18 protein-coding genes are annotated in these 24,824 nt (G+C 63.1%); 4 read left to right on the top strand and 14 right to left on the bottom strand.

Annotation, left to right across the window (positions count from 1 at the left end):
- Positions 1-132 precede the first annotated feature (132 nt).
- Both GE027_RS18375 and glmM read right to left on the bottom strand, forming a co-directional pair.
- Entirely contained in the window at positions 133-1,848 is a 1,716-nt protein-coding gene (locus tag GE027_RS18375) for a leucine-rich repeat domain-containing protein (protein ID WP_153558681.1), read from the bottom strand.
- Positions 1,849-1,850: 2 nt separating this feature from the next.
- Positions 1,851-3,206, bottom strand: a complete 1,356-nt coding sequence (gene glmM, locus GE027_RS18370) for a phosphoglucosamine mutase (protein ID WP_153558680.1) — start codon at positions 3,204-3,206, stop codon at positions 1,851-1,853.
- Between the two features lie 228 nt (positions 3,207-3,434).
- Between glmM and GE027_RS18365 the strand changes: the two genes are divergently transcribed.
- Positions 3,435-5,270 (top strand): phospho-sugar mutase, encoded by a 1,836-nt coding sequence (locus GE027_RS18365; RefSeq protein WP_153558679.1) that lies wholly within the window; start codon positions 3,435-3,437, stop codon positions 5,268-5,270.
- A 42-nt stretch (positions 5,271-5,312) separates the two neighbouring features.
- On the top strand, positions 5,313-7,079 hold the full coding sequence (gene lnt, locus GE027_RS18360) for an apolipoprotein N-acyltransferase (protein ID WP_153558678.1): 1,767 nt from the start codon (positions 5,313-5,315) through the stop codon (positions 7,077-7,079).
- A gap of 911 nt (positions 7,080-7,990) precedes the next feature.
- Here the strand turns inward: lnt and GE027_RS18355 are convergent.
- The 5 genes from GE027_RS18355 to dprA all read right to left on the bottom strand — a co-directional run bounded on the left by GE027_RS18355 (position 7,991) and on the right by dprA (position 12,544).
- Entirely contained in the window at positions 7,991-8,503 is a 513-nt protein-coding gene (locus tag GE027_RS18355; RefSeq protein WP_153558677.1) for a hypothetical protein, read from the bottom strand.
- Between the two features lie 311 nt (positions 8,504-8,814).
- Positions 8,815-9,129, bottom strand: coding sequence for a hypothetical protein (locus GE027_RS18350; protein ID WP_162006808.1), 315 nt, complete (start codon positions 9,127-9,129; stop codon positions 8,815-8,817).
- 3 nt (positions 9,130-9,132) lie between these two features.
- Positions 9,133-9,297: a hypothetical protein gene (locus GE027_RS18345; protein WP_153558675.1), complete on the bottom strand. Its 165-nt coding sequence runs from the start codon at positions 9,295-9,297 to the stop codon at positions 9,133-9,135.
- A 74-nt stretch (positions 9,298-9,371) separates the two neighbouring features.
- The gene (locus GE027_RS18340; protein ID WP_153558685.1) at positions 9,372-11,438 is read right to left on the bottom strand and encodes an ATP-dependent DNA helicase; all 2,067 of its coding nucleotides are present in this window, start codon (positions 11,436-11,438) and stop codon (positions 9,372-9,374) included.
- Positions 11,439-11,452: 14 nt separating this feature from the next.
- Entirely contained in the window at positions 11,453-12,544 is a 1,092-nt protein-coding gene (gene dprA, locus GE027_RS18335) for a DNA-processing protein DprA (RefSeq protein WP_162006807.1), read from the bottom strand.
- Between the two features lie 182 nt (positions 12,545-12,726).
- Here dprA and GE027_RS18330 point away from each other — a divergent pair, with 182 nt between their 5' ends.
- Positions 12,727-15,687, top strand: coding sequence for a PVC-type heme-binding CxxCH protein (locus tag GE027_RS18330; protein WP_162006806.1), 2,961 nt, complete (start codon positions 12,727-12,729; stop codon positions 15,685-15,687).
- Positions 15,688-16,154: 467 nt separating this feature from the next.
- On the opposite strand, the gene leuD is transcribed toward GE027_RS18330, so the two are convergent.
- The 7 genes from leuD to GE027_RS18295 form a co-directional block, all read right to left on the bottom strand.
- On the bottom strand, positions 16,155-16,754 hold the full coding sequence (gene leuD, locus GE027_RS18325) for a 3-isopropylmalate dehydratase small subunit (protein WP_153558672.1): 600 nt from the start codon (positions 16,752-16,754) through the stop codon (positions 16,155-16,157).
- A gap of 61 nt (positions 16,755-16,815) precedes the next feature.
- Positions 16,816-18,225, bottom strand: coding sequence for a 3-isopropylmalate dehydratase large subunit (leuC, locus tag GE027_RS18320; protein WP_153558671.1), 1,410 nt, complete (start codon positions 18,223-18,225; stop codon positions 16,816-16,818).
- 342 nt (positions 18,226-18,567) lie between these two features.
- Positions 18,568-19,578: an NAD-dependent epimerase gene (locus tag GE027_RS18315; RefSeq protein ID WP_153558670.1), complete on the bottom strand. Its 1,011-nt coding sequence runs from the start codon at positions 19,576-19,578 to the stop codon at positions 18,568-18,570.
- A 12-nt stretch (positions 19,579-19,590) separates the two neighbouring features.
- Complete coding sequence (locus GE027_RS18310) at positions 19,591-19,782, bottom strand: hypothetical protein (RefSeq protein WP_153558669.1); 192 nt, start codon at positions 19,780-19,782, stop codon at positions 19,591-19,593.
- Between the two features lie 65 nt (positions 19,783-19,847).
- Entirely contained in the window at positions 19,848-21,704 is a 1,857-nt protein-coding gene (gene glmS / locus GE027_RS18305) for a glutamine--fructose-6-phosphate transaminase (isomerizing) (RefSeq protein WP_153558668.1), read from the bottom strand.
- Positions 21,705-21,855: 151 nt separating this feature from the next.
- A complete protein-coding gene (gene arsM, locus GE027_RS18300; protein WP_153558667.1) occupies positions 21,856-22,806 on the bottom strand; it encodes an arsenite methyltransferase in 951 nt (316 codons plus the stop codon).
- A gap of 168 nt (positions 22,807-22,974) precedes the next feature.
- A complete protein-coding gene (locus GE027_RS18295; protein ID WP_153558666.1) occupies positions 22,975-23,856 on the bottom strand; it encodes a hypothetical protein in 882 nt (293 codons plus the stop codon).
- A 564-nt stretch (positions 23,857-24,420) separates the two neighbouring features.
- Here GE027_RS18295 and GE027_RS18290 point away from each other — a divergent pair.
- Positions 24,421-24,804, top strand: a complete 384-nt coding sequence (locus GE027_RS18290) for a cupin domain-containing protein (protein WP_153558665.1) — start codon at positions 24,421-24,423, stop codon at positions 24,802-24,804.
- The last annotated feature ends 20 nt before the right edge of the window (positions 24,805-24,824 follow it).

Genomic DNA, 24,824 nt, shown 5'->3' with positions numbered 1-24,824 from the left:
ATTGGCATCCGAGGCTATCAACCGCCATCGCTTCGCGATTCAGCACAGCAAGGCATCGGCATCCACCCGAGCGTCAGTGACAAGCTCGCTCCCCACCTCTGCTCGTGCTCGTCTCGGCTGGGGACAGCCGAGCTACTGTTGGACCAACTGCAGCGGATTGAAGTGCACTTGTGGGTGTTGTTCGCGTAACGTCTGCAACGCCGCCGCATCGACGCTTGTGCGCTGGACGTCGATCTGACGAACGGTGTCGCGGCGGAGGAGCCACTTCACGGCGGCTTCTCCGACTTGCGTGCCGGTCAGGTAAACGGTTTCCAGCGGCGCCGCCGGCGATAGATTCTCGATTGCCGCGTCGCCGATGGGCGTGAAGCTGAGGTCCAGCTCCGTCAAGGCCGTCGCGTTGGCGAGAACATTGCCGATCGCGTCGTCGATCCGTGTGTTTTCCAAACTCAATTGATCCAGTTGGCCGGTTTCGGCCAGCAGCCGCGATACGTCTTGCGTATTGACCGGCACGCCGGCCAGGTTCAACCATCGCAGTTGCGTTTGAGGCGGGATCCGCTGCAGGGCGGCCGGTGAGATGCGCGTATGGCCCAGGCAGATCGAATGCAATGGAATCTGGGGATCGGGAGGGTACAGCCGGGCGTCATCGAGCCTTAAAAAATGCGGCATCCGCTCGGTGGCCGCTTGCACATCCAGGGCGGCCGCATCGACGTCCGCTTCCGAGGGCAACCGCGTGACGTCGTACAGCTGAATTAAATGCGCCAGGATCCGATCGCGACCCTCCGGCATGCCGCCGTCCATGAACAGGTGCGCATAGGCCGCGCTGTGGGCGTACCAGCGGGCGATGTCCTCGCGAGCTTGCACTTCGGCTCGTCCCAGCGGCACCAGTTCGGCCAGCGTCATGCGATCGCCCGCGGCCAGCCAGCGATACCGCGCGAACTGCATCCGCGGCGATTCCCAGCCACCAACCAGAGCATACGTGGGCGCGAAGCGCACCGATTCCATGTAGCTGGCGATGCCTTCGACCAGCCAAAACTCGGTCGCTTCGCCCGGTCGATCCTGCACGCGCAGCCGCGATCGCGTGGCTTCGCGCAGCAGTTGATGGGTCAATTCGTGTTGCCAGGTTGCCGGATCGGCATCCTGGCCGGCGAACAAGAACGTGCACTGTTGTCGATCGGAATAGAAACCGGTCGAACGCTCGATGCCGGGCACGTGTTCACGCAGCCCCGCCACGTAGGCTTGGTGGTCGCGGTACAGCACCACTCGCATCCGCCTGCCGCCACTGGCGATCCTGCCCTGCCCTTGCACTGCGCGGCGGACGTCGGCGCGGTCCTGCCACAGCGGAAAGAACACCTGAGTCCAGATCCAGTAGAAGCGTTCCAGTTGTTGGGCGACCGCGCGGGTGGTCTCGCGATCGGCTTGGGAGTGGACGCTGAAGTGCGGTGTGTCGCACTGCAGGTACCGGCCGCGTCGCCAGCGCAGAATGGGCGGTGCGGCGCGGCCCGGGCGGAGCGTCATGGTGACGTGCGCTTCGGCGGGCAGCCCCAGGACGCGGCGGATGTTGGGTTCGGCCGGGTTGGCGTGATGCGCCTGCCACAGTTTGCGGTAGGCCACCTCCGAGGCGGCCAAGTCGTCGCTGTGCGAAAGCGCCGCAGCCGCTTCGGATAGAAGACGCCGGCTGGCGGCGATGTCGGTAGCGCTGGCCGCGTCCGTCTGCCCCGCGGCCAGCGGAAAGAACACCCGCTGGCAATCCGGACGCTGGTGCGGCGGCAGGTCCGCCGCTGCGCTGCCCGGGCCAAGGAAACCGACAAGCAGGATCGCGCACAACGTACAGGCAAACGGATATCGCATGCCTACATTGTAACTCGTTGGACGATTTGCGACGCTCGCTGGCACAGGGCGGCCGCCTTGCCGACGTCTTCCGCTTCGGCGATCAGCCGCACGATCGGTTCGGTGTTGCTGCCGCGAACCAACAGCCAGGCATCGTCCCAGGCGACCCGCAGGCCATCCTGTCGATCCTGGTGGCCGTCGGTCATCTCCCCGGCAATCGCATCCAGCACGTCGTCCAGTTTTTCGCTCGGCACGGTGGCTTTGGTTTTATGGATGGCATACCGCGGCATGGCGTCGGCCAGCTCGGCCAAGGTCTGGTCGCTGCTCTGGAGCAGGTCCAGGATCTGAGCCATCCCGACAAAGCTGTCGCGGACGTATCCCACGCGGGGGTCGATCGGACCGCCATTGCCTTCGCCGCCGTACTTGGCGTCTTTTTCGATCATCAGGTCGGCCACGTTGGCTTCGCCGACCGCGCTGCGATACACCTCCACGCCCGCTTGGCGACCGAGTTGTTCGGACATCGCGCTGGAGGCGCAATTGATGACCATTGGCCCGGTGGTTTCGGGATGCTCCAGGGCGCGCTGCACGCACAGGGCCAGCGTGAACTCTTCGCCGATGTAGCGTCCGTCGGCATCGATCAGGGCCAGTCGATCGGCATCGGGATCCTGGCAGAAGCCGACATCGCAGTGCGCCTCGCGAACCTGGGCGGCGACCTCTCGGAGGTTCTCGGCGGTCGGTTCGGGCGTGTGGTCAAAGAGGCCGTCGGGCGTGTCGCCCAGGGCCACCACGTCACAGCCCAGGGCTTCCAGCAAGCGTTTGCCCAGCAGGCTGCCAGCCCCGTGATTGCTGTCCAGCAGGACGCGGAAGTTGCGTTTTCGGATCGCTGGACCGTCGACCGTGGCCAGTACCTTTTCCAGGTGCGGCGTATGCGGGTCGGCTTCGCGGCGGAGCGATCCGAGGCCGTCGTGCGGAACCCAGGCGGGGGTTTCCGCAAGATAAGTATCACGAACGGTGGCTCCCTGGCGGGCGTCCAGGACACGGCCGTCGGCGCCGAATAGTTTCATGCCGTTATAGGGCGGCGGGTTGTGACTGGCCGAGATCATCACCGCCCCGGCCGCTTGCAGGTGCCGCACCAGAACGCCCACCGTCGGCGTGGCGGCCACGTCGGCGTCGATCACCTCGCGTCCGGCCGCGCGCAGGGCCGCGGTCAAGGCGTCGCGCAGCACCGGTCCGGTCGCACGGCCGTCGCGGGCCACCACGATCGGGCCGGCCGGTGCGTGAACCGAAAACGCGGCTGCATAGCGAGCCACAACCAGGGGATCGAGGGTTTCGCCGACAATGCCTCGCAAACCGCTGACGCTGATGATCAATTTCGACATAGGGCTCTATTGGTGGGCCTGGGGGTTGTGGACGGGGAATCGGGCTGTGTGCGAAGAAAACAATCGCGGTCAATCCTAGCGATCACGACTTGGAGCGGCGACCCGCCGAGTTTCCCCGCAGCAGGAAAAGGCTTAAAATCGGACGCGCGCGGGTTTGCCCTCGCGACCGTTCTCGTCCTCTGGACTCCTGACCGAATCCTCCGGCCTCCCGACCAATAAAGCCTGAACATGACTCGCGCCGAAAACACCGATGCTGTCGACATTGCCGACTCGCTGAAACAACTCGAACAAGCGGCCGCCGAAGGGCGGCTGACGGCCGCGGCCGTGGACAACATCAAACGTTGGTTGACCGAAGACCGTTACGCCCAGTATCGCGAACCGATCCAACAACACATCGCCGAGGGCAAGTGGCAGACGCTGGACGACGTGTTCTGGACGGTCATTCCGTTTGGAACCGGTGGTCGCCGAGGCCGCATGTACCCCTTCGGCTCCAACGCCATCAACGCTCGGACGATCGGCGAAAGTGCCCAGGGCCTGGCCAACTGTGTCAAACAGAACGTCGATTCGACGGACCTGTCCTGTGCGATCGCTTACGACACACGCCATCGCTCACGCGAGTTTGCCGAGCTGTGTGCGTCGATCATGGTCGCCGCCGGTTTCAAGGTGTATTTCCTGGACGAGTACCGTGCGACGCCGCAGCTGTCCTTCGCCGTGCGGCTGAAGGGGTGTACGTGTGGGATCATGGTCACGGCCAGCCACAACCCGCCGTCGGACAACGCCGTGAAAGTTTACTGGTCCACCGGCGGCCAGGTGCTGCCGCCCTACGACAAACAAGTGGTCGAACAGGTGATGGCCTGCGAAGCGATCGAGCAGGTGGATTTTCAAAAGGCCGTCGATGACGGACGCATCGAGATCTGCACCGCCGAGGTCGATGCGGCTTACCTAGAAGCCGCGGTCGCCTGCCAGCTGGGTGGTCCGCGAGACGTGAAAGTATTGTTTTCGCCGCTGCATGGCGTGGGCGCCTTTGCCACGATCCCACTGCTCAAGCGAGATGGTTTCAACGACGTCGAAGTGTACGGTCCGCACGCCGAACCCAGCGGTGACTTTCCCAATGTTCCCGGGCACGTTTCCAACCCCGAGAACCCGGCCGTGTTCGATGGTCCGATCGAACACGCCAAGGCCAACGGCTTTCACCTGGTCTTGGCCACCGACCCCGATGCCGACCGCATGGGCGTGGCCGCGCCGACGACGACCGATACCAGCGGTCCCTGGGCGACGTTGACCGGGAACCAAATCGGCGCGGTGCTGACTGAGTACATCCTGTCGCGCCGCAAGGCGGCCGGTACTCTCGACGCATCGAATTACATCGTTAAGACCTTGGTGACCACCGAACTGGTCGCCAAGATTACCCAGCAGTACGACGTTCGTTGCGAGAGCAATCTGTTGGTCGGTTTCAAATGGATCGCCGAAGTGATCGACCGCGAAGGGCCCGACAAGTTCGTGTTCGGCACCGAGGAATCGCACGGTTACCTGGTGGGGCAGTACGCGCGGGACAAGGACGCGCCGGTGGCCTGCATGCTGATCAGTGAATTGGCCGCCCAGCTGCGCGCCGATGGCCGGTCGCTGCACGAGTATCTGGACACGCTGTACCAACGTCACGGCTACCATGCCGAACACCTGATCAACGTGTTCATGGAAGGCAGCGAGGGCATGGCCAATATGAAAAAATTGATGGCCGCCTTCCGCAGCGATCCGCCCAAGACGCTGGGCGGAATGGGCGTTAAACAGGTTCGCGACTACGCCAGCAGCCAGATCCTGTCCGTCGGCGGTGGCCAGGCCCGGCCGCTGGATGGACCGGTGGGCGATGTTGTGATCATGGATCTCCAACAGGACGGCAACTACGTCGCCGTGCGTCCCTCGGGTACCGAACCTAAAGTCAAATTCTATATCTTCAGCTGTTTGCCGGCGGAGCAGTCGCAGGACTTGCAGAAGGCCCGCGAAGAATTGGCCGCCCGGATCGACGGTCTGGTCAAGGACGTGCAGGATTACGCCGGCAATATCTAACTCGGCTCGTTGTGGCGAGCGTGCGAGCACAGGAAACATATCATGGACGATTCCGAAGCGGCGTCGCCGGAACCGGCAAGCATACCCGGGGACGTGAGCGACAAGCCACGCCGGGCGCGGCCGGCGGTACGCAACTTGGCGCTGGCCGGTGCGGCGCTGTTGTGGGCGGCGATGGAGCCGCTGGGGTGGTGGCCGCTGGGCTGGGTGGCGCTCGGGCCGTGGACCCTGGTGGCCCTGGCCCCGCAAGCGCCCAATCGGCGTGAGGTCGGGTGGCTGTGGCTGGGCGGCGCGGCGTTCTGGCTGGTCGCCCTGTACGGGCTGTGCTTTGCGCATCCGGCCATGTTCCTGGGCTGGATCACGTTGTGCGTGTACCTGGGGGCTTACGTGCCGGTGTTCGTGGGCGTTACACGCGTCGGCCTGCGGCTGCGCATCCCCGCGGTCATCGTCGTGCCCACGGTCTGGGTTGGGCTGGAATTAATTCGCGGCTACGCGTTCACGGGCTTCTCGGCCTGTTTGCTGGGGCATTCCCAGGCGGCTCTTCCCCTGGTGATCCAGGTGGCGGATCTGCAGGGCAGCTATGCCGTCAGTTTTGTCTTGGCCGCGGTTGCCGCCGCGGTCGCTCGCGCCATTAAAACACCCTCCAGCGCAGCGGGAGGGTCGGGCTCTCAGGCCCGGGGAGGGCCGGCCCCCGGACCGCTGGCTCGCTTTGGCGGTTTCGCCTTCGCCGGCGTGTTGGTCGTCGGCACGCTGGTCTACGGTGGCTATCGATTGGGACAGGTCGAAGCGACGGCGGAGGCTCGGCCGTTGGGCGTGCGTGTCGCGTTGATCCAGCGCAACGAACCGGTCACCTACATCATGACGCCGTCGCGTCAGGCGGAAATCTTCGACTCGTACCTTCAGGGGTCGCAGGCCGCCATGCGCTCCGCCGGCGGTCGGCAAGTGGATCTGGTGGTCTGGCCCGAATCGATGTTCACCCGCGGCTTGCCCTGGATGATGCTCGAGCCCGACGCGGTGGTTCCTGCGGAGGCGGCCATGGACCAAGCACAGTTCGCCACCCGCATCGAAACCAATGCCGAAATCTGGCAGCAGAACGCCGGCGAGGTGCAGCGGCGATTGACCTTTGCCGGCGTTCGGTCGACGCCGCCATCGCTGTTGGTCGGCAGCAGTACGATGCGCTTTGCGGAGCGTGCGCATACCCATAGCGGGGCGGTGTTTGTCGGTCCCGATGGCCGCGTGGTGGATTGGTATGGCAAACGGCATCTGGTGATGTTCGGCGAGTACATCCCGTTTTTCGAATGGTTCCCGGCGCTGTACCAGTTGGCCGCCCTGCCTCGCGTGACGCCGGGCGAGCAGGCCAAAGTATTTGATCTGCAGGGCACGGCAATCGCCCCGAACATCTGTTTCGAAACGGCCGTCGAACATGTTACCGTCGGAGCGGTGCGTGAGTTGACGGCCGACGGCACACCGCCTGATGTGATCGTCAACCTGACCAACGATGCCTGGTTCGGCGGTTCGCCCATTCTCGAGCACCACCAGCGTTGTTCACAGTTCATGGCCGTGGCCACGCGGCGGCCGTTGTTGATGGCGTCCAACACGGGGCCGACCATGTGGGTCGACGGCAGCGGACGCATGGTGGCGTCGCTGGAGAAAAACACTCACGGTCACATCCTGGCGACGCCCACGGTCGACGGGCGCTGGGGTTGGTACCAAAGTGTCGGCGACTGGCCGGTGCGAGGGCTGGCCTTGGTGGTGGCGGTCTTGGCAGTTGTCGGGTTGGTCCAGCGGCGGCGAGCGGCAGATTCTTTTTAGGAACCGTTCGGAAACAACTCCGGCATGTCCCATCGGTTGCTGAAGCATTGTAGGGCCGATGCAATTGCGGCGTGGCAGCCACGGCAGTGGCGACATGTGGTAGCCCTGGGTGCCAACCCAGGGTACGGACACCCCACCACCGCGCGCAAGTCCCGGAGGGACGACATGAACTGCTGTAGCCACCCGTGCATATTGGCACGGTCTCATGTCGCCCTTCCAGGGCTTTTCGGATGGTTTGTTGGTGTTCCCCCGGGCTCGCGCTTTGGGGCTACCACAATCAATCGCTCTGCGATTCCGACCGAGGTCGTCTCCGCACAGGAAACCCGTCCGGACAAATCAAAGGGGGCAGGCGTCTTTGATGTCCATCTTGGGAAAACGAACTCGCTGTCGGCCTCTTGGCGAACGGTGATTCCAAGTGAAGTCGACGTGCCGTCGACTCGACCCAGCCTTCGTCACCCAAGGGGTTGCCACGCTGGGCCGAAAGACGCACGGCTGCCAGTTCGCCCTCGGAAAGGGGCGTGTTGACACGCTTGACCCAACCGGGAAGCCGCGCGGCAACAGCCAAGGAGACAGCAGCGGCGGCGGGGGCTAGGGCTTGCGAAGCCAACGCCACAACGAACTCCACCGCCAGTCTTCGGCGTTTTTGTGAAAGATAGTAGCACGCAACTTGCCTCGATTGAGGGCACGGTGCAATCCGCCCGCCTCGTCGGCTCGTGGTGGTCTCGGCATTGGCTCGGTCACTCCGGTGCGGTCTCCGCTCCTCGTTCCTCGTCGCTGCGTCTTCCCTCCGTTCGGTCGCTATCGCTCCGGTGCGCGGTCATCCAGCGTGGCGGGCTTCCGGCCCGTGGCTGCGACGACTTCGTATCGTCGCCGCGGTCGCTTCGCGACCGGCGAAGAACGCAAGGCGTCAGTCAAGCGGCAACGTTTCGCATCACCGCCCACTCGGTTAGTGCTTTTCTAGCCGCATCAGGCATTGGCGTTGCCATCGCAACATTCATGAACTGGCGGTATACCGCACTCAACATTGCCGCAAGTTCACTTGAACGCACCCTCATTTCATTCGGGCTTGGCTCCCAATCCGTCCGTGATTGGCACCGCAACTCCGTCACATCGCCGCTGCAATTGAAGAAGATCAGACGTTCGATTCCTTGTTCGTAAAAGTCGATGCGGAACTCGCCTGATCGCAATTCCAAAACTGTCAGGGCTTCTGGCAGCTGTTCAATCAGTGTCACTAAATCGGTTGCGACATCGAAAGGCCAAGCAGAGTCTCCGAATCCAGACACGATAAATGTCGCAGTCCCAGCTTCATCGAGTCCATCACAGATCGAGGCGATGACCGAACGAGCATCATCGTATTCTGGGTCGAACTCCACCGCCGGAAACGTAGTTTTTTCCACGTCGGAAATTTGTAGTTTGCAAAACATGTTTCTTCCTTACGGGATGACTGGGAACGCGGTACGGAAGCCGGGCGGAGATACAACGACTCTTGCCCATTCCGCAGTAACGAACGATCCATCAGGCATTATCACACGACCGAGACCTTGCGGAATCCGAACAGTCGCCGCCTCTCCGATATCAGGCAGGTCGTTCAGGAACTCGGCGGCACGCTAATTATCGAGCCATTGACCTTGTGGCTGTCCGGTACCTCCAACGCGTCCGGTAAGCCGACGTGTAATCTTCGGCCCTGCTCCGTGTTGATTGAACGTGTGGCCGAAGAACTTGTTACTACGCCAATTCACGGCTTGCCTCGCAGCTCCTGCGGGACGAGATAGTCAATGACAGTCCCTGCACTGTTTGGAGCCTGGACACCGCGCAAGGTATCGCTGGCTTCATCTGCAAGATCGACAATCCGACTTGTGTTGCCAGCTTTTGCTAGCGTTCCCAAATTGCCGGCATTTTCAAAGTAACCGGCTAATTTTAGCAGAGTCGTGGCGTGATTGGCAAACGCTTCCATCTGGGCGGCATGGCGAAGGACCTTGATGGGGGCTATCGCCAACCGAGCGGCACCTCCTGCCCCACCGAGAGGCGCGGTCACCACGGAAAATAGCACCGTCTACATGACTTCGTACACAATCATCCCGGCCATTTCGCCCAAGTCTTTCGGGCCGATGTCTTTGATGACATCCGATAGCACAGTGAGGACCAGGACCAATTGGGGACTGGCTTTTTCGATTATTTCAGCCGCGCGATCGAGGATGGCCTCGCTATTGCTAGCCACAAGTCCGGTCGCGAGCGTTCCACTGGTCACCGGGAAAGGGTGCGCCGCGCCCGCAATGATTCCTGCCTGCCTTCCTACACCCGAATCGCATCGGTGGCGCGGGCGTGAACCGTTTCCATCGTCGGCAACGACTGCACGAAGGTGCGGCCGTAGTGCTTGCTGTGAACCCGAGGGTCCAGGATCACCACGATGCCCGAATCGGTGGCCGTGCGGATCAACCGCCCGAATCCCTGTCGCAGTTTGATCACCGCTTCGGGCAATTGATAATCGCGAAATGGGTTGCCACCGGATTCGCGGATCGCTTCCAAGCGCGCTTGCAGCAGCGGATGATCGGGAACACTGAACGGCAGCTTGGTGATGATCACGTTTTGCAAGGCATCGCCCGGCACATCGACGCCCTGCCAAAAACTGTCGGTGCCGAACAGGACGCTGCGGGGATTCTTGCGGAAGGCGTCTAGCAACTGGGTGCGGGTTTGGTCGCCGGCTTGGCTGTACAGGTTCATCCCCTGGCGGCCGCACCACGGCACCAACGCCGAGGCGCAGCGCCGCAGCAGGTCGTAGCTGGTAAACAGCACAAAGGCGTGGCCGCCGGTCTGGGCGATGTAGTGCTGGATCTGGGCCGGCAAAGCTTTCTCGAAAGCCTGGCGCTGGGCCGAAGGATCGGGCAGATCCGTCACCAGCGTCAATTTGGCTTGTTGGGAATAATCGAACGGGCTGCCTACGCGCAGCGAACCGCCACCGCTGAGTCCGACCCGCGAGCGAAAGAAGGAAAAGTCTCGTTCCTTGCCCACGGCCAACGTCGCACTGGTCAGGATCACCGACCGCGGGCGTGAGATTTCCTCGTCCTCTTTGGGTTGGAACAATTGTTCGCGGAGCACACTGCCGACGTCGATCGGAGCGGCCGCCAGGGTGACCCGCGGCAAGCCGCGGCTGGTGGGGGTCCGTTCCATCCAGTACACCGCCGCGCCGAGGGTCTGCTCGTTCCAGCTGCGCAGTTGACCGGCCAACAGCATCAAACGGTCGTGGGCCGAGGTAAAATCTTTGGCGTCCGATTCGTTCTTCAGATCGCGGCCGTAGCTGTGCAGACGGCCGGCCAATTTCTCCAGCGTCTTGCTGACCGCGTTGGGAACGACTTTGGCTTGGGTGACGCGCCCGTTGCTGGCCCCGTGACGCTCCTGCCAGTCCAGCAGGTCGGCAAAGTAATTGGTCGAGGCGTGCCGACACTGTTCGACTTCCTTTTGCATGCCCTGCAGGTCGTGCGCGACCAACAGGCCTTTCTGCGTACGGTCGTTGTACAGCTTGTTCAGGATGTAATCGACTTGGCCGCTGGTCACGCGCACGCCCAGGTGGTCGCCGGCGACCGCTTCGATCGTATGGCATTCGTCCAGGACCACGGCGTCGTAATCGGGCAGGATGCTGACGCCCTGTTGCCGCAGCGCCAGGTCGCTGAAAAACAGGGCGTGGTTGACGATCAAGATCTGCGCGCCGGTCGCGCGGCGGCGAGCTTTGAAATAAAAACACTCTTTGTACGTCTTGCACTTGCGGCCCAAGCAATTGCCCGAATCGCTTTGGACCTCGTCCCAGACGTCGCGGTCGGGACGCACCGGCAGCGTGCTGAGGCTGCCGTCGGAGGTGGTCTTGGCCCATTGTTCGATCGCTTGCAGTTGCTGGATCTGGCGGTCAAAGCCCATCAACTGGGTGGCGCGGGCGCGAGCCGTTTGCATCCGCCGCAGCGACAGATAATTGCCGCGTCCTTTGACCAGCACGGCGGAAAACTCGCGCGGAATAACGCTGTTCAGGATCGGCAGGTCTTTGTTGATCAGCTGTTCTTGCAGGCTGATCGTGTGGGTGCTGATCAGGACCCGCCGTGTCCGTTTGGCTTTGTCGGGGTTCTGGTTGGAGGACGGTGACGAATCGTCATGTTGGTCGGCCGTGGCATGCAGGATGGCCGGGACGAGGTAGGCAAAGCTCTTGCCCGTTCCGGTGCCGGCTTCGGCGATCAGGTGCTTGCCCGCGGCCAGCGCAGCGGCGACCGCCTCGGCCATCTCCATCTGCTGGGGGCGGTGTTCGTAGTTTTGTAAGCGCTGTGCAATGCGACCCTCAGGGCCCAAAATTGCCGCGGCATCCAGGGGTGGCGTCACCATACATCCTTCTGTCAAACCCGGGCGACGTATTGTCCACTCAGCCGGCGGACCAATTTGCGCGATTCCAGAACCGTAATCGTCGCCAGTACACGATGAACTGGCAAGGTGCTGCGGGCGACGACGGCGTCGATCGCCGTAGCCTGCGGCTCGATCGCCTGCAAGACCGCCCGTTCCTGGTCGTTCAGCAACAATTCCGAACCGTTTCGCAGGGTGTGTCCGGAGTCGGTTTCAATGCTATCGACCGCCGGGCCCAGATCCTCCAGCACGTCTTCGGGGCCGCGCACCATCGTGGCCCCGTCGCGGATCAATTGCAGGCAACCGCGGGAGGCGCGGCTGTCGACGCCGCCGGGGACGACGAACACGTCCCGACCCTGCTCGGCGGCCAGCCGGGCGGTGATCAGCGCGCCGCTGCGGTCCGGAGCTTCGACGACGATCACGGCCATGGCGAGGCCGCTGATCAAGCGATTACGCTGCGGAAACATTCCTCCGCGTGGCGCGGCGTCCGGCCGGTACTCGCTGAGCAGGGCGCCGTGGCCGCGGATGGTTTCGGCCAACTCGGCGTTCTCCGGCGGATAGATCTTTCCCAGCCCGCCGCCCAGCACCGCGATGGTTCGTCCGCCCGCATCCAAGGCGCCGCGGTGGGCCGCCGTATCGATCCCGCGAGCCAGCCCGCTGACGATCGTCACGCCGGCTCGGGCCAAGCCATAAGCCAAACGCTCGGCCTGACGACGACCGTAGATCGTGGCGTGGCGGGTGCCGACGATGCTGACGGCCAGGGCGTCTTGCGCCTGCAAGTGGCCGCCGCAAAACAGCACCGGGGGCGCGTCCCGCAGCTCGGTGAGCGCCCGCGGGTACTCGGGCGCGCAGCGCAGCAGGATCGTCGTGCCGGTCTGCTCGCACCAGGCCTGGATGCCTTCGGTGTCCACATGATCGGCCGCGTGACGGATGCGATGGGCCAGTGTGGTGCCGACGCCGGGCACGCCCATCAGTTGCCGGCTGTCGGCGGCCAGCACCGCTTCGGGTGTGTCGAAGCAGTCCAGCAAATCGGCCAGGATCCGCGGACCGATCCCCGGCACCATCGTCAGCCGCAACCAGGTTGTCACCGTCGGCGTTCGTTGCGAGTCCGTCTGCATACCGCCTTGCCCCCAACCGCGATGAAGAAGGTGAGTCTGTCAGTCTATCGGGGGGCATCCGCCCGTGGCAAGTTCGCCGGCGGGTAGGAGCTACAATGGCAGGACGCCCCTTCCTGCCATGCCTTTCTTGTCGTTCTTCCCCCTTTCCGTCCATGCGATACGTCGAAAGCAGCTCGTTCCGATTGTGGATTACCGGCCTGGGCTGGTTGCTCCTGACGTCCGGTGTCGGGGCTCAGGAGCCTGCTCCGGCCGCCTTGCCGCCCTTGGAAGCGGCCGCGACGATGCGCGTTCCCGAGGGGTTCGAGGTCACCCTGTTTGCCGGCGAACCCGCGGTGCGGCAGCCGATCGGATTCTGTCTGGATGACCGCGCCCGGCTGTGGGTCGCCCAAGCCGATAACTATCCGGTCAAGACGAATGAGTCGGGCGATTCGATCGTGATTCTCGAGGACGTCGATGGCGATGGACGGCACGATCGGCGCACGCTCTTTTACGATGGCTTGAACTACGTCACGGGCATCGAAGTGGGGTTTGGCGGGGTGTGGGTGGTGTCGCCGCCGCAATTATTATTTCTACCCGACCGCGACGGCGACGACGTGCCCGATGGGCCTCCGCAAGTGATCCGAGATGGCTTTGGCACGCACGCCAACGCTCACAACCTGGCCAACGCCCTGGCCTGGGGGCCCGACGGATGGTTGTATGGAACCCATGGCCGGACCAATTGGTCGATGATCGGGCGCCCGGGCGACGGCGACGACCAACGGACGCGGTTCGACGGGGGTGTGTACCGTTACCACGTGGTCCGCGACGTCTGGGAAGCGTACGCCGATGGCACGACCAATCCCTGGGGCATCGACTGGAACGATTACGGACACGCCTTTGTCTGCAACTGTGTGAACCCACATCTGTTCCAGGTGATCCAGGGGGCGCACTACGAACCCTGGCGCGGCCGGGCGTCCAGCCAGTACGCCTACGAGCGGATCGACACGATCGCCGACCACCTGCATTTCGTGGGCATCGGCAATCCGCGAAACGGCTTGGGGTCGGCGGCCGAGGACGGCGCCGGCGGCGGTCATGCTCACTGCGGCACATTAATTTATCTGGCCGATGCGTTTCCGCCTCGCTACCGCAACCAATTGTTCACCAACAACATCCACGGCAAACGGATCAACAACGATCTGCTGCGCCGCGAGGGTTCGGGATACGTCGCTTCGCACGGGCCGGACTTTGCTCGTTCGGCCGATCCCTGGTTCGTCGGCGTGACCTTGGCCCAAGGCGCCGCCGGCGAAATCTTTGTCAGCGACTGGTCGGACACCGGCGAATGCCACCACACCCGCAACACCCAGCGGCAGACCGGACGTATCTTTCGCATCACGTATGGCGATGCGGCCGAACGGGAGCACGACGACCTCGCCGCTCTGTCTTCGCGACAATTGGCCGACCTGCACCTGCACCGCAACGACTGGTACGTGCGGCACGCCCGGCGGATCCTGCAGGAGCGGGCGGCGGCCGGACAGGATCTGAAGGCGGCTTACGAGCGGCTGCGCAAGCACCTGCACGATCACTCCGAAGTGCCGCGGCGGCTGCGCGCGTTGTGGACCCTGCACGCCTGCGATGCTCTGCAACAAGAAACGCTGATCGCACTGCTGGAGGCCGACGACGAGAACCTGCGCTCCTGGGCCGTGACGTTGCTGTGCGAACAGGCCGATGCACCGGAGGCGTTGGCCGAGCGGCTGCGTCTGTTGGCCGCCCGAGATGCTTCGCCGCTGGTGCGGTTGTCGCTGGCCAGCGCTCTGCAGCGATTGCCTTTAGAACATCGCTGGCCGATCGCCACGGAGCTGGCCCGCCGTGGCGAAGACGCCCGCGACGCGAACCTGCCGCTGATGATCTGGTACGGTGTCGAGCCGCTGATCGGCGAGGACCTAACGCGGTTTGTTTCGCTGGCGCTTCAATCTCAGATCCCCACGGTTGGTCGGCACATAGCACGGCGGATCGCCGACAGCGACCGTGCGGCCGAAGGGGTGGCCATGTTGGTGTCGCGCTTGACCGATCGCGAACTGGACGCAGCGGCGCAGATTAATTTGCTGGACGGTTTGCTGGCGGGGCTGGAGGGACGTCGCGATGTTCCGCTGCCCGCCGCTTGGCCGGAGGCGTACGGCCGTTTGCTGGCCAGTGAGAAAGCGGCCGTCAGCGAGCGGGCGACGCGATTGGGTCTGCGATTTGGCGATCCGAACGTCCGGCGGACGTTGATCGGCCAAGCGACTGACGTCACGGCATCGCCGCGGCGACGCCGGCAAGCGATCGAAGTTTTGGCGGCCGCGCGGCCGACGGAACTGGAGCCGGCATTGATCGCGATGCTCGACGACGCGGAGCTGCGGACCACGGCGCTGCGGGCGCTGGTGCATTACCCATCGCCCGCGGTGGCCAAAGAGATCCTGGGGCGGTATTCGGCCTGGTCGGCCGCCGAGAAAAGCGAGGCACTGCAGACCTTGGCGACGCGGCTAACGTGGGCCGAGACGCTGGTCGCGGCGATGGAACAAGGACATATTCCGGCCGCGGACCTGACGGCGTTTGCCGCGCGGCAGCTGCGGCGTTTGGGAGATCCAGCGTTGGCCGGCCGCGTCGAGACGCTCTGGGGCAAGCTCGAGCCGACCACCGCCCAGCAGGCTCGCAAGATCCAGCACTACAAGTCGTGGTTGACGGCCGACGTTTTGGCCGACGCCGATTTAGCCCATGGCCGGCAATTGTTTCAGCAGCACTGCGGGGCGTGTCACAAGTTTTTGGGGCAAGGCGCGGAGCTGGGGCCGGATCTGACCGGCGCCCAACGCCGCAATCTGGACTATCTGCTCGAGAACCTGGTTTCGCCCAGCGGAGCGGTCTCGCGCGACTACCTGCTGCACGTCGTCACGACGCGCGACGGCCGCGTGCTGACCGGATTATTCGTCCGCCAGGACGCACGCTCGCTGACGCTCCGGACGATCAACGAGCGAATCGTCGTGCCGGTCGAGGAGATCGACGAGCACCGGGTTTCGAGCGTTTCGATGATGCCCGACGGCCTCTTGGAACCGCTGACCGACAAACAGATCCGCGATCTGATCGGTTACCTGCAGCAGTAGGTGGTTGTTGGTTGTTGGTTGTTGGTTGTTGGTTGTTGGTTGTTGGTTGTTGGTTGTTGGTTGTTGGTTGTTGGTTGTTGGTTGTTGGTTGTTGGTTGTTGGTTGTTGGTTGAGACCCGTAGCTGAACTCGCCAGGGTTTGGAAGTGGCGAGTTTAAATCGTGCTCGTGCTCGTGCTCGTGCTCGTGCTCGTGCTCGTGCTCGTGCTCGTTTTGAGATTTGAGATTTGCTGGCTCTAACGGAATCTATGTGCGAAAAGAAAACACCGCATTTGCCCCCTTGGGGCGAGGTTGCTCGTGCGTCGATCGGGATCGCTCTCGCAGCCACCTGTCCAAACTCTTGCGAGCTCGGCTACGTGCACCCCGTCCAAACTCTGGCGAGTTCGGCTACGAGGCGCGTCGACTAACAACTAACAACTAACAACTAACAACTAACAACCAACAACCATCAACCATCAACCATCAACCATCAACCAAACGACCCGCGGGCTTGTTCGAACGCGGTGATCTTGTCCTCGTGCTCGAGCGTCTGGGCGATGTCGTCCAGGCCGTGCATCAAGCAGTGGCGGCGATGCGGTTCGACTTCGAAGGATCGCTCGAAACCCTGCCCGTCGCTGATCGTTTGGTCTTCCAGGTTGACGGTCAACTGGTACGGCGAATTGGCCTCGGCACGCTGGAACAGCTGGTCGATGTCGGTTTCGCTGAGCGTGATCGGCAGCAAGCCGTTCTTGAAACAGTTGTTGAAGAAGATGTCGGCAAAGGACGGTGCGATCACACAGCGGATGCCGAAATCGTCCAGCGCCCAGACGGCGTGCTCGCGGCTGCTGCCGCTGCCGAAGTTGCGACGCGTGACCAGGATCGAAGCCCCTTTGACGTTCACTCGGTTCAGCTCGAAGGCCGGATTCGGCGTCTTGCCGTCGGCTTCGTAGCGCCAGTCGTAGAACAGGAACTGGCCAAAGCCGGTGCGTTCGATCCGCTTGAGGAACTGCTTGGGGATGATCTGGTCGGTGTCGACGTTGGCGCGGTCCATGGTGGCCACGACGCCGGTGTGGATGGTGAAGTTTTGCATGGGACAGATGGTTTTTCGGAAGTGCTGGAAAGGGCCGGTGCGAAGCGTGCGTGGGTGCGGGTTACTGGTATTTCCAGTCACGGATATCGACAAAGTGACCGGAGACCGCGGCGGCGGCGGCCATCGCGGGGCTGACCAGATGGGTGCGTCCGCCCTTGCCCTGACGGCCTTCGAAGTTGCGGTTGCTGGTGCTGGCGCAGCGCTCGCCCGGTTCCAGTTTGTCTGGGTTCATCGCCAGGCACATGCTGCAGCCGGCCTCGCGCCAATCGAAACCGGCTTCTTTGAAGATCCGGTCCAAGCCTTCCTGCTCGGCTTGGCGTTTGACTTGTCCGCTGCCGGGCACAACCATCGCACTGACGCGATCGCTGACCCGGTGTCCTTTGGCCACCGCGGCGGCCGCCCGCAGGTCTTCGATCCGGGCGTTGGTGCAGGAGCCGATGAAGACGCGGTCGAGGGTCACGTCGGTCAGCGGCGTGCCGGCCGTCAGGCCCATGTACTCCAGCGCGTCGGCGGTGGTTTTCTGGTCCGTGGCGTCGGAGAAGTCCCCGGGGCTGGGGATTTTGTCGGCCACGCTGAGGACCTGCCCGGGGTTGGTTCCCCAGGTGACCTGCGGCTGGATGTCGCGACCTTGGAAGGTGCGGCTTTTGTCGTACTGGGCGCCGGGATCGCTGGGCAGTTGTTTCCAGCGCTCGACGGCGGCCTCGAAATCGGCGGGCACGTTGGGCCGGCCGCGAAGGTACTCGAAGGTCGTCTCGTCCGGGGCGATCATGCCGGCGCGAGCCCCCGCTTCGATCGACATGTTGCACACGGTCATGCGTTCTTCCATGGACAGGGCGCGGACGCACTGGCCGGTGTATTCCAGCACGTACCCGGTGCCGCCGGCGGTGCCGATCTGGCCGATCAGGTACAGGATCATGTCCTTGGCCGTGACGCCGGGAGCCAGTTCGCCATCGACCCGCAGCTCGAACGTCTTGGGCTTGTACTGCAGCAGGGTCTGGGTAGCCAGCACGTGCTCGACTTCGCTGGTACCGATGCCGAAGGCCAGAGCGCCGAAGGCGCCGTGGGTGGCCGTGTGGCTGTCGCCGCAGACGATCGTCATGCCGGGCTGGGTGTAGCCGTTTTCCGGGCCGATCACGTGGACGATGCCCTGGCGGACGTCATCGATATCGAACAGCTGTACGCCGAACTCGCGGCAGTTCTCGCGGAGCGTGGCGATCTGTTTTTTGGCGATCGGGTCGGCGATCGGCAGGCTGCGGTCGGAGGTGGGAACGTTGTGATCGGGCGTGGCGATCGTCCGTTCGGGCCGCCGGACAGAGCGTCCGTTGATCCGCAGCCCCTCGAAGGCCTGGGGGCTGGTGACTTCGTGAACCAGATGCAAATCGATGTATAGAATCGCCTGTTTGCCGGGTTCGGCATGGACCACGTGCTGGTCCCAGATCTTTTCAAACATCGTCTGCGGCGAATTACTCATTGTATGCTGGCGTCGGCAAACGCCCTATTAAGAATCAGGTAGAGATAGTGAAACGTCTCCTGATTCTAGCCGCAGAGCGAAAAAGTCCAATGGGCGGGGCTGCGGGAGGCCCTCCCCGGGGACGTTGGTGTCTACACATCCCATCACCCTCCCCCTGGGAAGGTCGGTCTCTCGGGACCGGGGAGGGCGTTAGTTGGAATTCGATCCTACATTGTGGGTGAAGTCACCGTGCAAGCCCTGCCCGCTCGTTCCTCGCGACCCTCCCAAAGGGAGGGTGGTATCTTGAACGCCGACGTGTGTTGACACCAATGCCCGGTGGGAGGGTTTAATCGGCGTTGCCGCTCAGACGCCGTAGTACTCGCGGTACCACTGGACGAATCGCTCGATGCCCTCTTCGATGCTGGTCTGGGGGCGAAAGCCCACGGCCGCTTCGAGGCTGTCGATATCGGCGTAGGTGGCCGGCACGTCCCCGGGCTGCATGGGCATCAGATTCCGCTTGGCCGGTTTGCCGATCGCTTTTTCGATGACGTCGATAAAGTGGTTCAGCTGGACCGGTTGGTTGTTGCCGATGTTGTAGATCCGGTACGGAGCCTTACTGGAGGCCGGATCCGGGCTGGCCCCGGACCACTGCTCATTGGGCTCGGCGATCTGCTCGGCGGTGCGGAACACGCCCTGGACGATGTCGTCGATGTAGGTGAAGTCGCGGCGCATTTCGCCGCGGTTGAAGACATCGATGGGCTGGCCGGCGAGGATGGCTTTGGTGAACAAAAACAGGGCCATGTCGGGCCGGCCCCAGGGACCGTAGACGGTAAAGAACCGCAGTCCGGTCGTCGGCAGTCCGTACAGGTGGCTGTAGGTGTGGGCCATCAATTCGTTGGCTTTCTTGGTCGCCGCGTAGAGGCTGACCGGATGGTCCACGTTGTGGTGGACCGAGAACGGCATCTCGGTGTTGGCCCCGTAGACGCTGCTGCTGCTGGCGTAGGTCAGGTGCGGCACCTGGCTGTGGCGACAGCCTTCGAGGATGTTCAGAAAGCCCTCGATGTTCGATTCGGTGTAGGCGTGGGGGTGCGTCAGCGAGTACCGCACGCCGGCCTGGGCGGCCAGGTGGACCACGCGGTCGAAGCGGTGTTCTTCGAACAGTCGCGTCATCGCCGGGCGATCGGCCAGATCGGCCTGGACAAAGCGAAATCCGTCGCGCTGCTGCAGCCGCGCCAGACGATCTTTTTTCAGTTGGACACTGTAGTAGTCATTCAGGTTGTCGAGGCCGACAACCTGAATCGATTTGTCGAGCAGCAACCGTGAGAGACTGGATCCGATAAACCCGGCCGCACCGGTTACTAAGTAAGTCGTCATAGTCGAGTTGGGTTAGGCTGGTTCGTCAGCAAAGGAGCGATTCTGGTTGGGGACGATCCGCGTGACGCTGACTTTGGTGCGCCGCAGTTCATCGATTTCCGTCGCCATCCGCTGGATCAAATTGGCGATCTCGGTTCCCGCCTGTTCACCAATGTGCACGGTCAGGGCTTTGCGCGAGTTGTAGCTCAGGCCGGTCGTCTTCATTTTTAGAACCTCCACGGATGGGATCAGGAATAGGTACTTCAGGTTAATTGGTCCGTCAACCGACGCTACTCGACGGTGACACTTTTTGCTAAGTTACGGGGTTTGTCGACGTCACAACCGCGCATCAAGGCCACGTGGTAGGCCAACAGTTGCAGCGGAATCACGCTGACGATCGGCTGCAGGAACTCCGGGATCGCCGGCACGTGAACGACGTCATCGGCCAGCGAGTCGATGGCCGGGTCGGCCTGGCAGGCGATCGCGATGATCGGGCCCCCGCGTGCCTTCACCTCTTCCATGTTCGCCAGCACTTTCTCGTAAGTCGTCCCGCGAGGCACGATGAATACACTGGGCGTGTGCTGGTCGACCAGAGCAATCGGGCCGTGTTTCATCTCCGCCGCCGGATAACCTTCGGCGTGGATGTAGCTGATCTCTTTCAGCTTCAGCGCCCCTTCCAGGGCGGTCGGAAAGTTGTACTGCCGACCCAGGTACAAGAACGTGTTGACCGATTGGTACTTTTCGGCGATGCCTCGCACCAGAGCATCGCAGGAAAGGGCTTGTTCGACCGCGGCGGGCAGCCGCCGCAGGTTCTCGATATAGCTCTTGCCGGCTTCGTAACTGAGGTGTCGCAAGCGGCCGAAATACAGGGCCAGCATCGCCAGCGTGCAGCACTGCGAGGTGTAGGCCTTGGTGCTGGCCACGCCGATCTCCGGTCCGGCATGCAGGTACACCCCGCCGTCGGCCGCCTGCGCGATCGAGCTGCCCACGACGTTGTTGATCGCCAGCGTGCGGTGACCCTTGCGTTTGGTTTCCACCAGGGCGGCCAGCGTGTCGGCCGTCTCGCCGCTTTGCGTGATGCCGAAGACCAGCGTGCCCGGTTCGATCGGCGGGTTGCGGTACCGCAGTTCGCTGGCGTACTCCACCTCCACCGGAATCCGCGCGAACTCCTCCAACAGGTATTCGCCGACCAGGGCCGAGTGCCAGCTGGTGCCACAGCCGGTCAGGATGATGCGGTCGACGCTGCGCAGTTGCTGGGGCGTCAGATTCAAACCGCCAAACAGGGCCGTCGCGTTCTGGTCGTCCAGCCGGCCCCGCATGGCGTTGCGAATCGCGTCGGGCTGTTCGTAGATCTCTTTCAACATGTAGTGGTCGTAGCCGTCCAGGCTGACCTGTTCGGTTTCGGTTTCCAGCATCTGGACGTCGGGACTGATCTTGCCGTTGTCGCGGTGCAGGACCGTCAAACTGCCCGGCCGTAGGATGGCCAGTTGATGGTCGGCCAAGTACACGATGCGGTCGGTGTGCCCGGCCAGAGGCGAAGCGTCCGAGGCGATGAAGTGTTCGCCCCGGCCCACGCCCACGACCAGGGGGCTGCCAAAGCGGGCGGCGATCAGCATCTCGGGGCAGTCGGCAAACAGGACCGCCAAGCCGTAGGTGCCGCGGAGACGGTTGGCCGTTTGCTGGACCGCATCGACGTAACGCTGCTCGGCGTCTTCAGAATCTCGAGGGCTGGTCGCCAGCGCGTCGGCGATCAGGTGCGCGATGACTTCGCTGTCGGTCGAAGACTGAAAGGCATAGCCCTTGGCGACCAGTTCTTCGCGGAGCGGTTGAAAGTTTTCAATCACCCCGTTGTGCACCAGTACCACTTCGCCGTTGCCGCCGCGGTGCGGATGGGCGTTGCCTTCGGTGGGCGGACCGTGCGTGGCCCAACGCGTGTGGCCGATGCCCAGCGAACCGCTCGGCGATTGGCTCCCGATCACGCTGACCAAGTTGTCGATGCGGCCGACCGCACGATGCAGGGCCACGCCGTCGTCGCCCAGCACGGCGATTCCCGAACTATCGTAGCCGCGATATTCCAGTCGCCGCAGGCCATCGATCAGGAACGTGCCTGCCGTCTTGGGGCCAACATATCCAACGATACCGCACATGATCTTGGACCGTTTTCGTTAGGGACCGGCAAAGGTCGCAACTGCGAAAAAGTGATCGAACCATCGCCTTCTCGCAAACTTTCGCGGCGGACCGCAATCCCAGAATTTAGCTCCTCGTGGGGGGGTGGTGCAATCTTTATGGGCCGAAAAATCAGGATTTGGGTCCAGCGGTCGGTTTCAGCGCGAATACGCGTACCGCCGCGGCATGCGCGTTGACGTCGTAGCGGCGAAGCAGATCGGCCAGCTGACGGTGCAGGCCCGGCGGCGACGATTCGCCATCCTTGGCCGGCGAACCTTCCGGCGGCGATGAACAACAACCGGCGACCGGCAGGCCGCCAGCAGATTCGTCGCTCGCCCCGGAGGACATGTCGGACGGCGTGCAGCAACCGGCTTGCCCGTCGGCCAGGGCGTAGCTGTTCAGATCGGCGCCGGTGTCGACGATGGCGATGTCGGCAAAGCCTGCTCCGCTGAGGCCTCGCTGGAAGTCCTGCGGCGAGATCGCTCCGGCGATACAGCCCACGTGCGCGGCGATGCTTTCGGCCAGCTCGCTGGGCAGCGCTTGTTTCAGGGCGATGTCCGATACGGCGACGCGGCCGCCGGGTTTAAGAATCCGGAACATCTCCGCAAAGACCGCTTCTTTGTCTTCGGCCAGATTGATCACACAGTTGGAGATGATCACATCGGCGCTGGCGTCGGGCAGCGGGATTTGGTCGATCCGGCCCAGCAGGAACTGGACGTTCTCGTAGGCTTGGCCGGCGTAGCCTTTGGCGGCGTTGCGGCGGGCCAATTCGATCATTTCCGGCGTCATGTCGATGCCGATCGCGCGTCCCGAGGGGCCGACCTTGCGGGCGGCGAGAAACACGTCCAGGCCTCCGCCGCTGCCCAGGTCGACGACCGTCTCGCCGGCGCGGAGATTGGCCGTGGCCAACGGGTTGCCGCAGGACAATCCCATGTTGGCTTCGGCCGGAATGGCGGCCAGTTCTTCGGCCGAGTATCCAAACGCTTGGGCCACGCGGTGCACGCCGGGGTCGTCGCTCGACAAACCGCTCTGGGCGGTGCGGCCGTAGGACTCTCGGACGATGGGAGTGGGCGAATCCGACATGACGGGAGAGCTCCGTAGGCGAGCGGAAGCGGCAAAAAGAATCGTAGCTCGGCCGAGCTACTGTGTTCACGATCGGCGCACAAAAAAAAGCGGCCCGCTCTGGTTATACACCGAGCGGGCCGCTTTTGGGGTCACGTCTAGAGGTTACAGAGCCCTCGTTTCGCTTATTCAGCGAACGTATTGGGCACTGGCCTGAATGACGCGACGCTTGCTGTGCAGGTTAGCACTGGGGTCGACAACCGGAGCCGGAGCGACGGGAGCCGCTTGCTCGGCGGCCGGAGCCGGAGCCGAAACCGGGGCGGGAGCCGGAGCGATGGGAGCGGCGTAGGCCGGAGCTCCGCATCCGCATCCGCTGTCGCAACCCATGTCGCAGCAGCCGTGCTTCTTCTTGCCACCGAACAGTTTGTCCAGCAGTCCGCAGCCTTTGCTGCTCAGGCAGCCGCTGTCGCAGCCGCTGTCGCAACCGTAGTGCGATTCGCAGCCGCAGGCCGGTTCGCAGTAGTTGTCACCGCAAGCGGTTTCGCAACCGCAAGCCGGTTCGCAAGCGACTTCGCAGCAGCCGCTGTCGCAGCCCTTATCGCAGCACTTCAGGCCGCCGAACAGCTTGTCGAACAAGCCCTTCTTTTTGCCGTGGCAGTGGCTGTCGCAGCCGTAGCTCGGCTCGCATCCGCAAGCCGGTTCGCCGCAGTGGTTGCCGCAAGCCGATTCCAGGCCGCAAGCCGGTTCGCAGCAGTCGCCGCAAGCCGATTCCAAGCCACAGGCCGGTTCGCAGCAGTGGTCGCCGCAAGCCGATTCCAGGCCGCAAGCCGGTTCGCAGCAGTCGCCGCAAGCCGATTCCAGACCACAAGCCGGTTCGCAGCAGTCGCCGCAAGCCGTTTCCAAGCCGCAAGCCGGTTCGCAAACGGTGTCACAAGCCGGAGCTTCGCAACACGAGCTGTGGCTGCCACAGCCCTTCAGACCGAGCATCCGGTCCAACAAATCAAACCCAAAGCTTTGCGAGCAGATCGAGCTGCCGAGCATCAGGGTTGCAACGAGAATGGTCCGCTTCATGGAGATCGTCTCCTAAACGCAAAAGCGTGAATGTCAGTTCATGCAGTGTCTTGGCAACCGCGGAGCGTCCAGCTGGTAAAAGGATATGGTCGGTGGACGAAGTTGCCATCGATCAGACCCCGGTTACCGCTAGCACCTGCCAGCCGAATGCGGACATTCGGCCCGCTGACTTCGCTCTGCTAGCAAGGGCTGGAAGTCGGCGGCCGTAGCCGTCGAAATCGCGACGCCGTTGTTTCGGATCACTGGTTGGTACAACGCCATCCTATGGCGAGGTCCCTAAGTCTTGTCGTGCGAGCGAAGGTGTTGGGGGATGGTCCATGGTGAGTGGATTCAATCCGCTTCGTTCGAGCGACAACATAGGGTATCGGACCAAAGCCCTCGCTCGGTTAGCTTTCCGGCGTATTTTTGAGTGCTTGATAAGCTTTACCAGATGGCGCGATTTCCAGCTTTTTGCTTATTCAAACGACAACTTTCGGGTTGTCCGTAGCCGGACCGTCAGAATCGGTATAATATAGGGGGCAAGCTTTCCGTAATCGCTTCGTTTTAACCCCTTCCCACCCACCTATGGACCAGCAACCCACCGCCCAGCTGGTCGATCTGCGAGCCCTGCCCCCCCTGCCTTGCCCCTGCGGAGTGGCTCGCCGAGCCTTTGCCGAACGAACCGATTTCCCCGCCACCGTCCATCTGACCTCCATTGATCAAAACGCCCAGGTCCACTTTCACCGCCGCCAAACCGAGGTCTACGTGATCCTTCGCTGTGAATCCGATGCGGCGATCGAACTGGACGGGACCCTGCACCCGGTCCGGCAAGGGATGGCCATCTTGATTCCCCCGGGCGTTCCGCATCGAGCCGTCGGGCAGATGGAAGTCGTTATCTTCTGTACGCCCAAATTCGATCCCGCAGACGAATTCCTCGGCGGGCCCACACCCGGCGGGCCCACAGACTGATGGAACCCGCCCACAGACTG

The organism is Roseimaritima sediminicola, assembly GCF_009618275.1.
Lineage (GTDB): Bacteria > Planctomycetota > Planctomycetia > Pirellulales > Pirellulaceae > Roseimaritima > Roseimaritima sediminicola.
The sequence above is the reverse complement of the archived record's forward strand: the minus strand, read 5'-3'. Positions and strand labels throughout refer to the sequence as shown.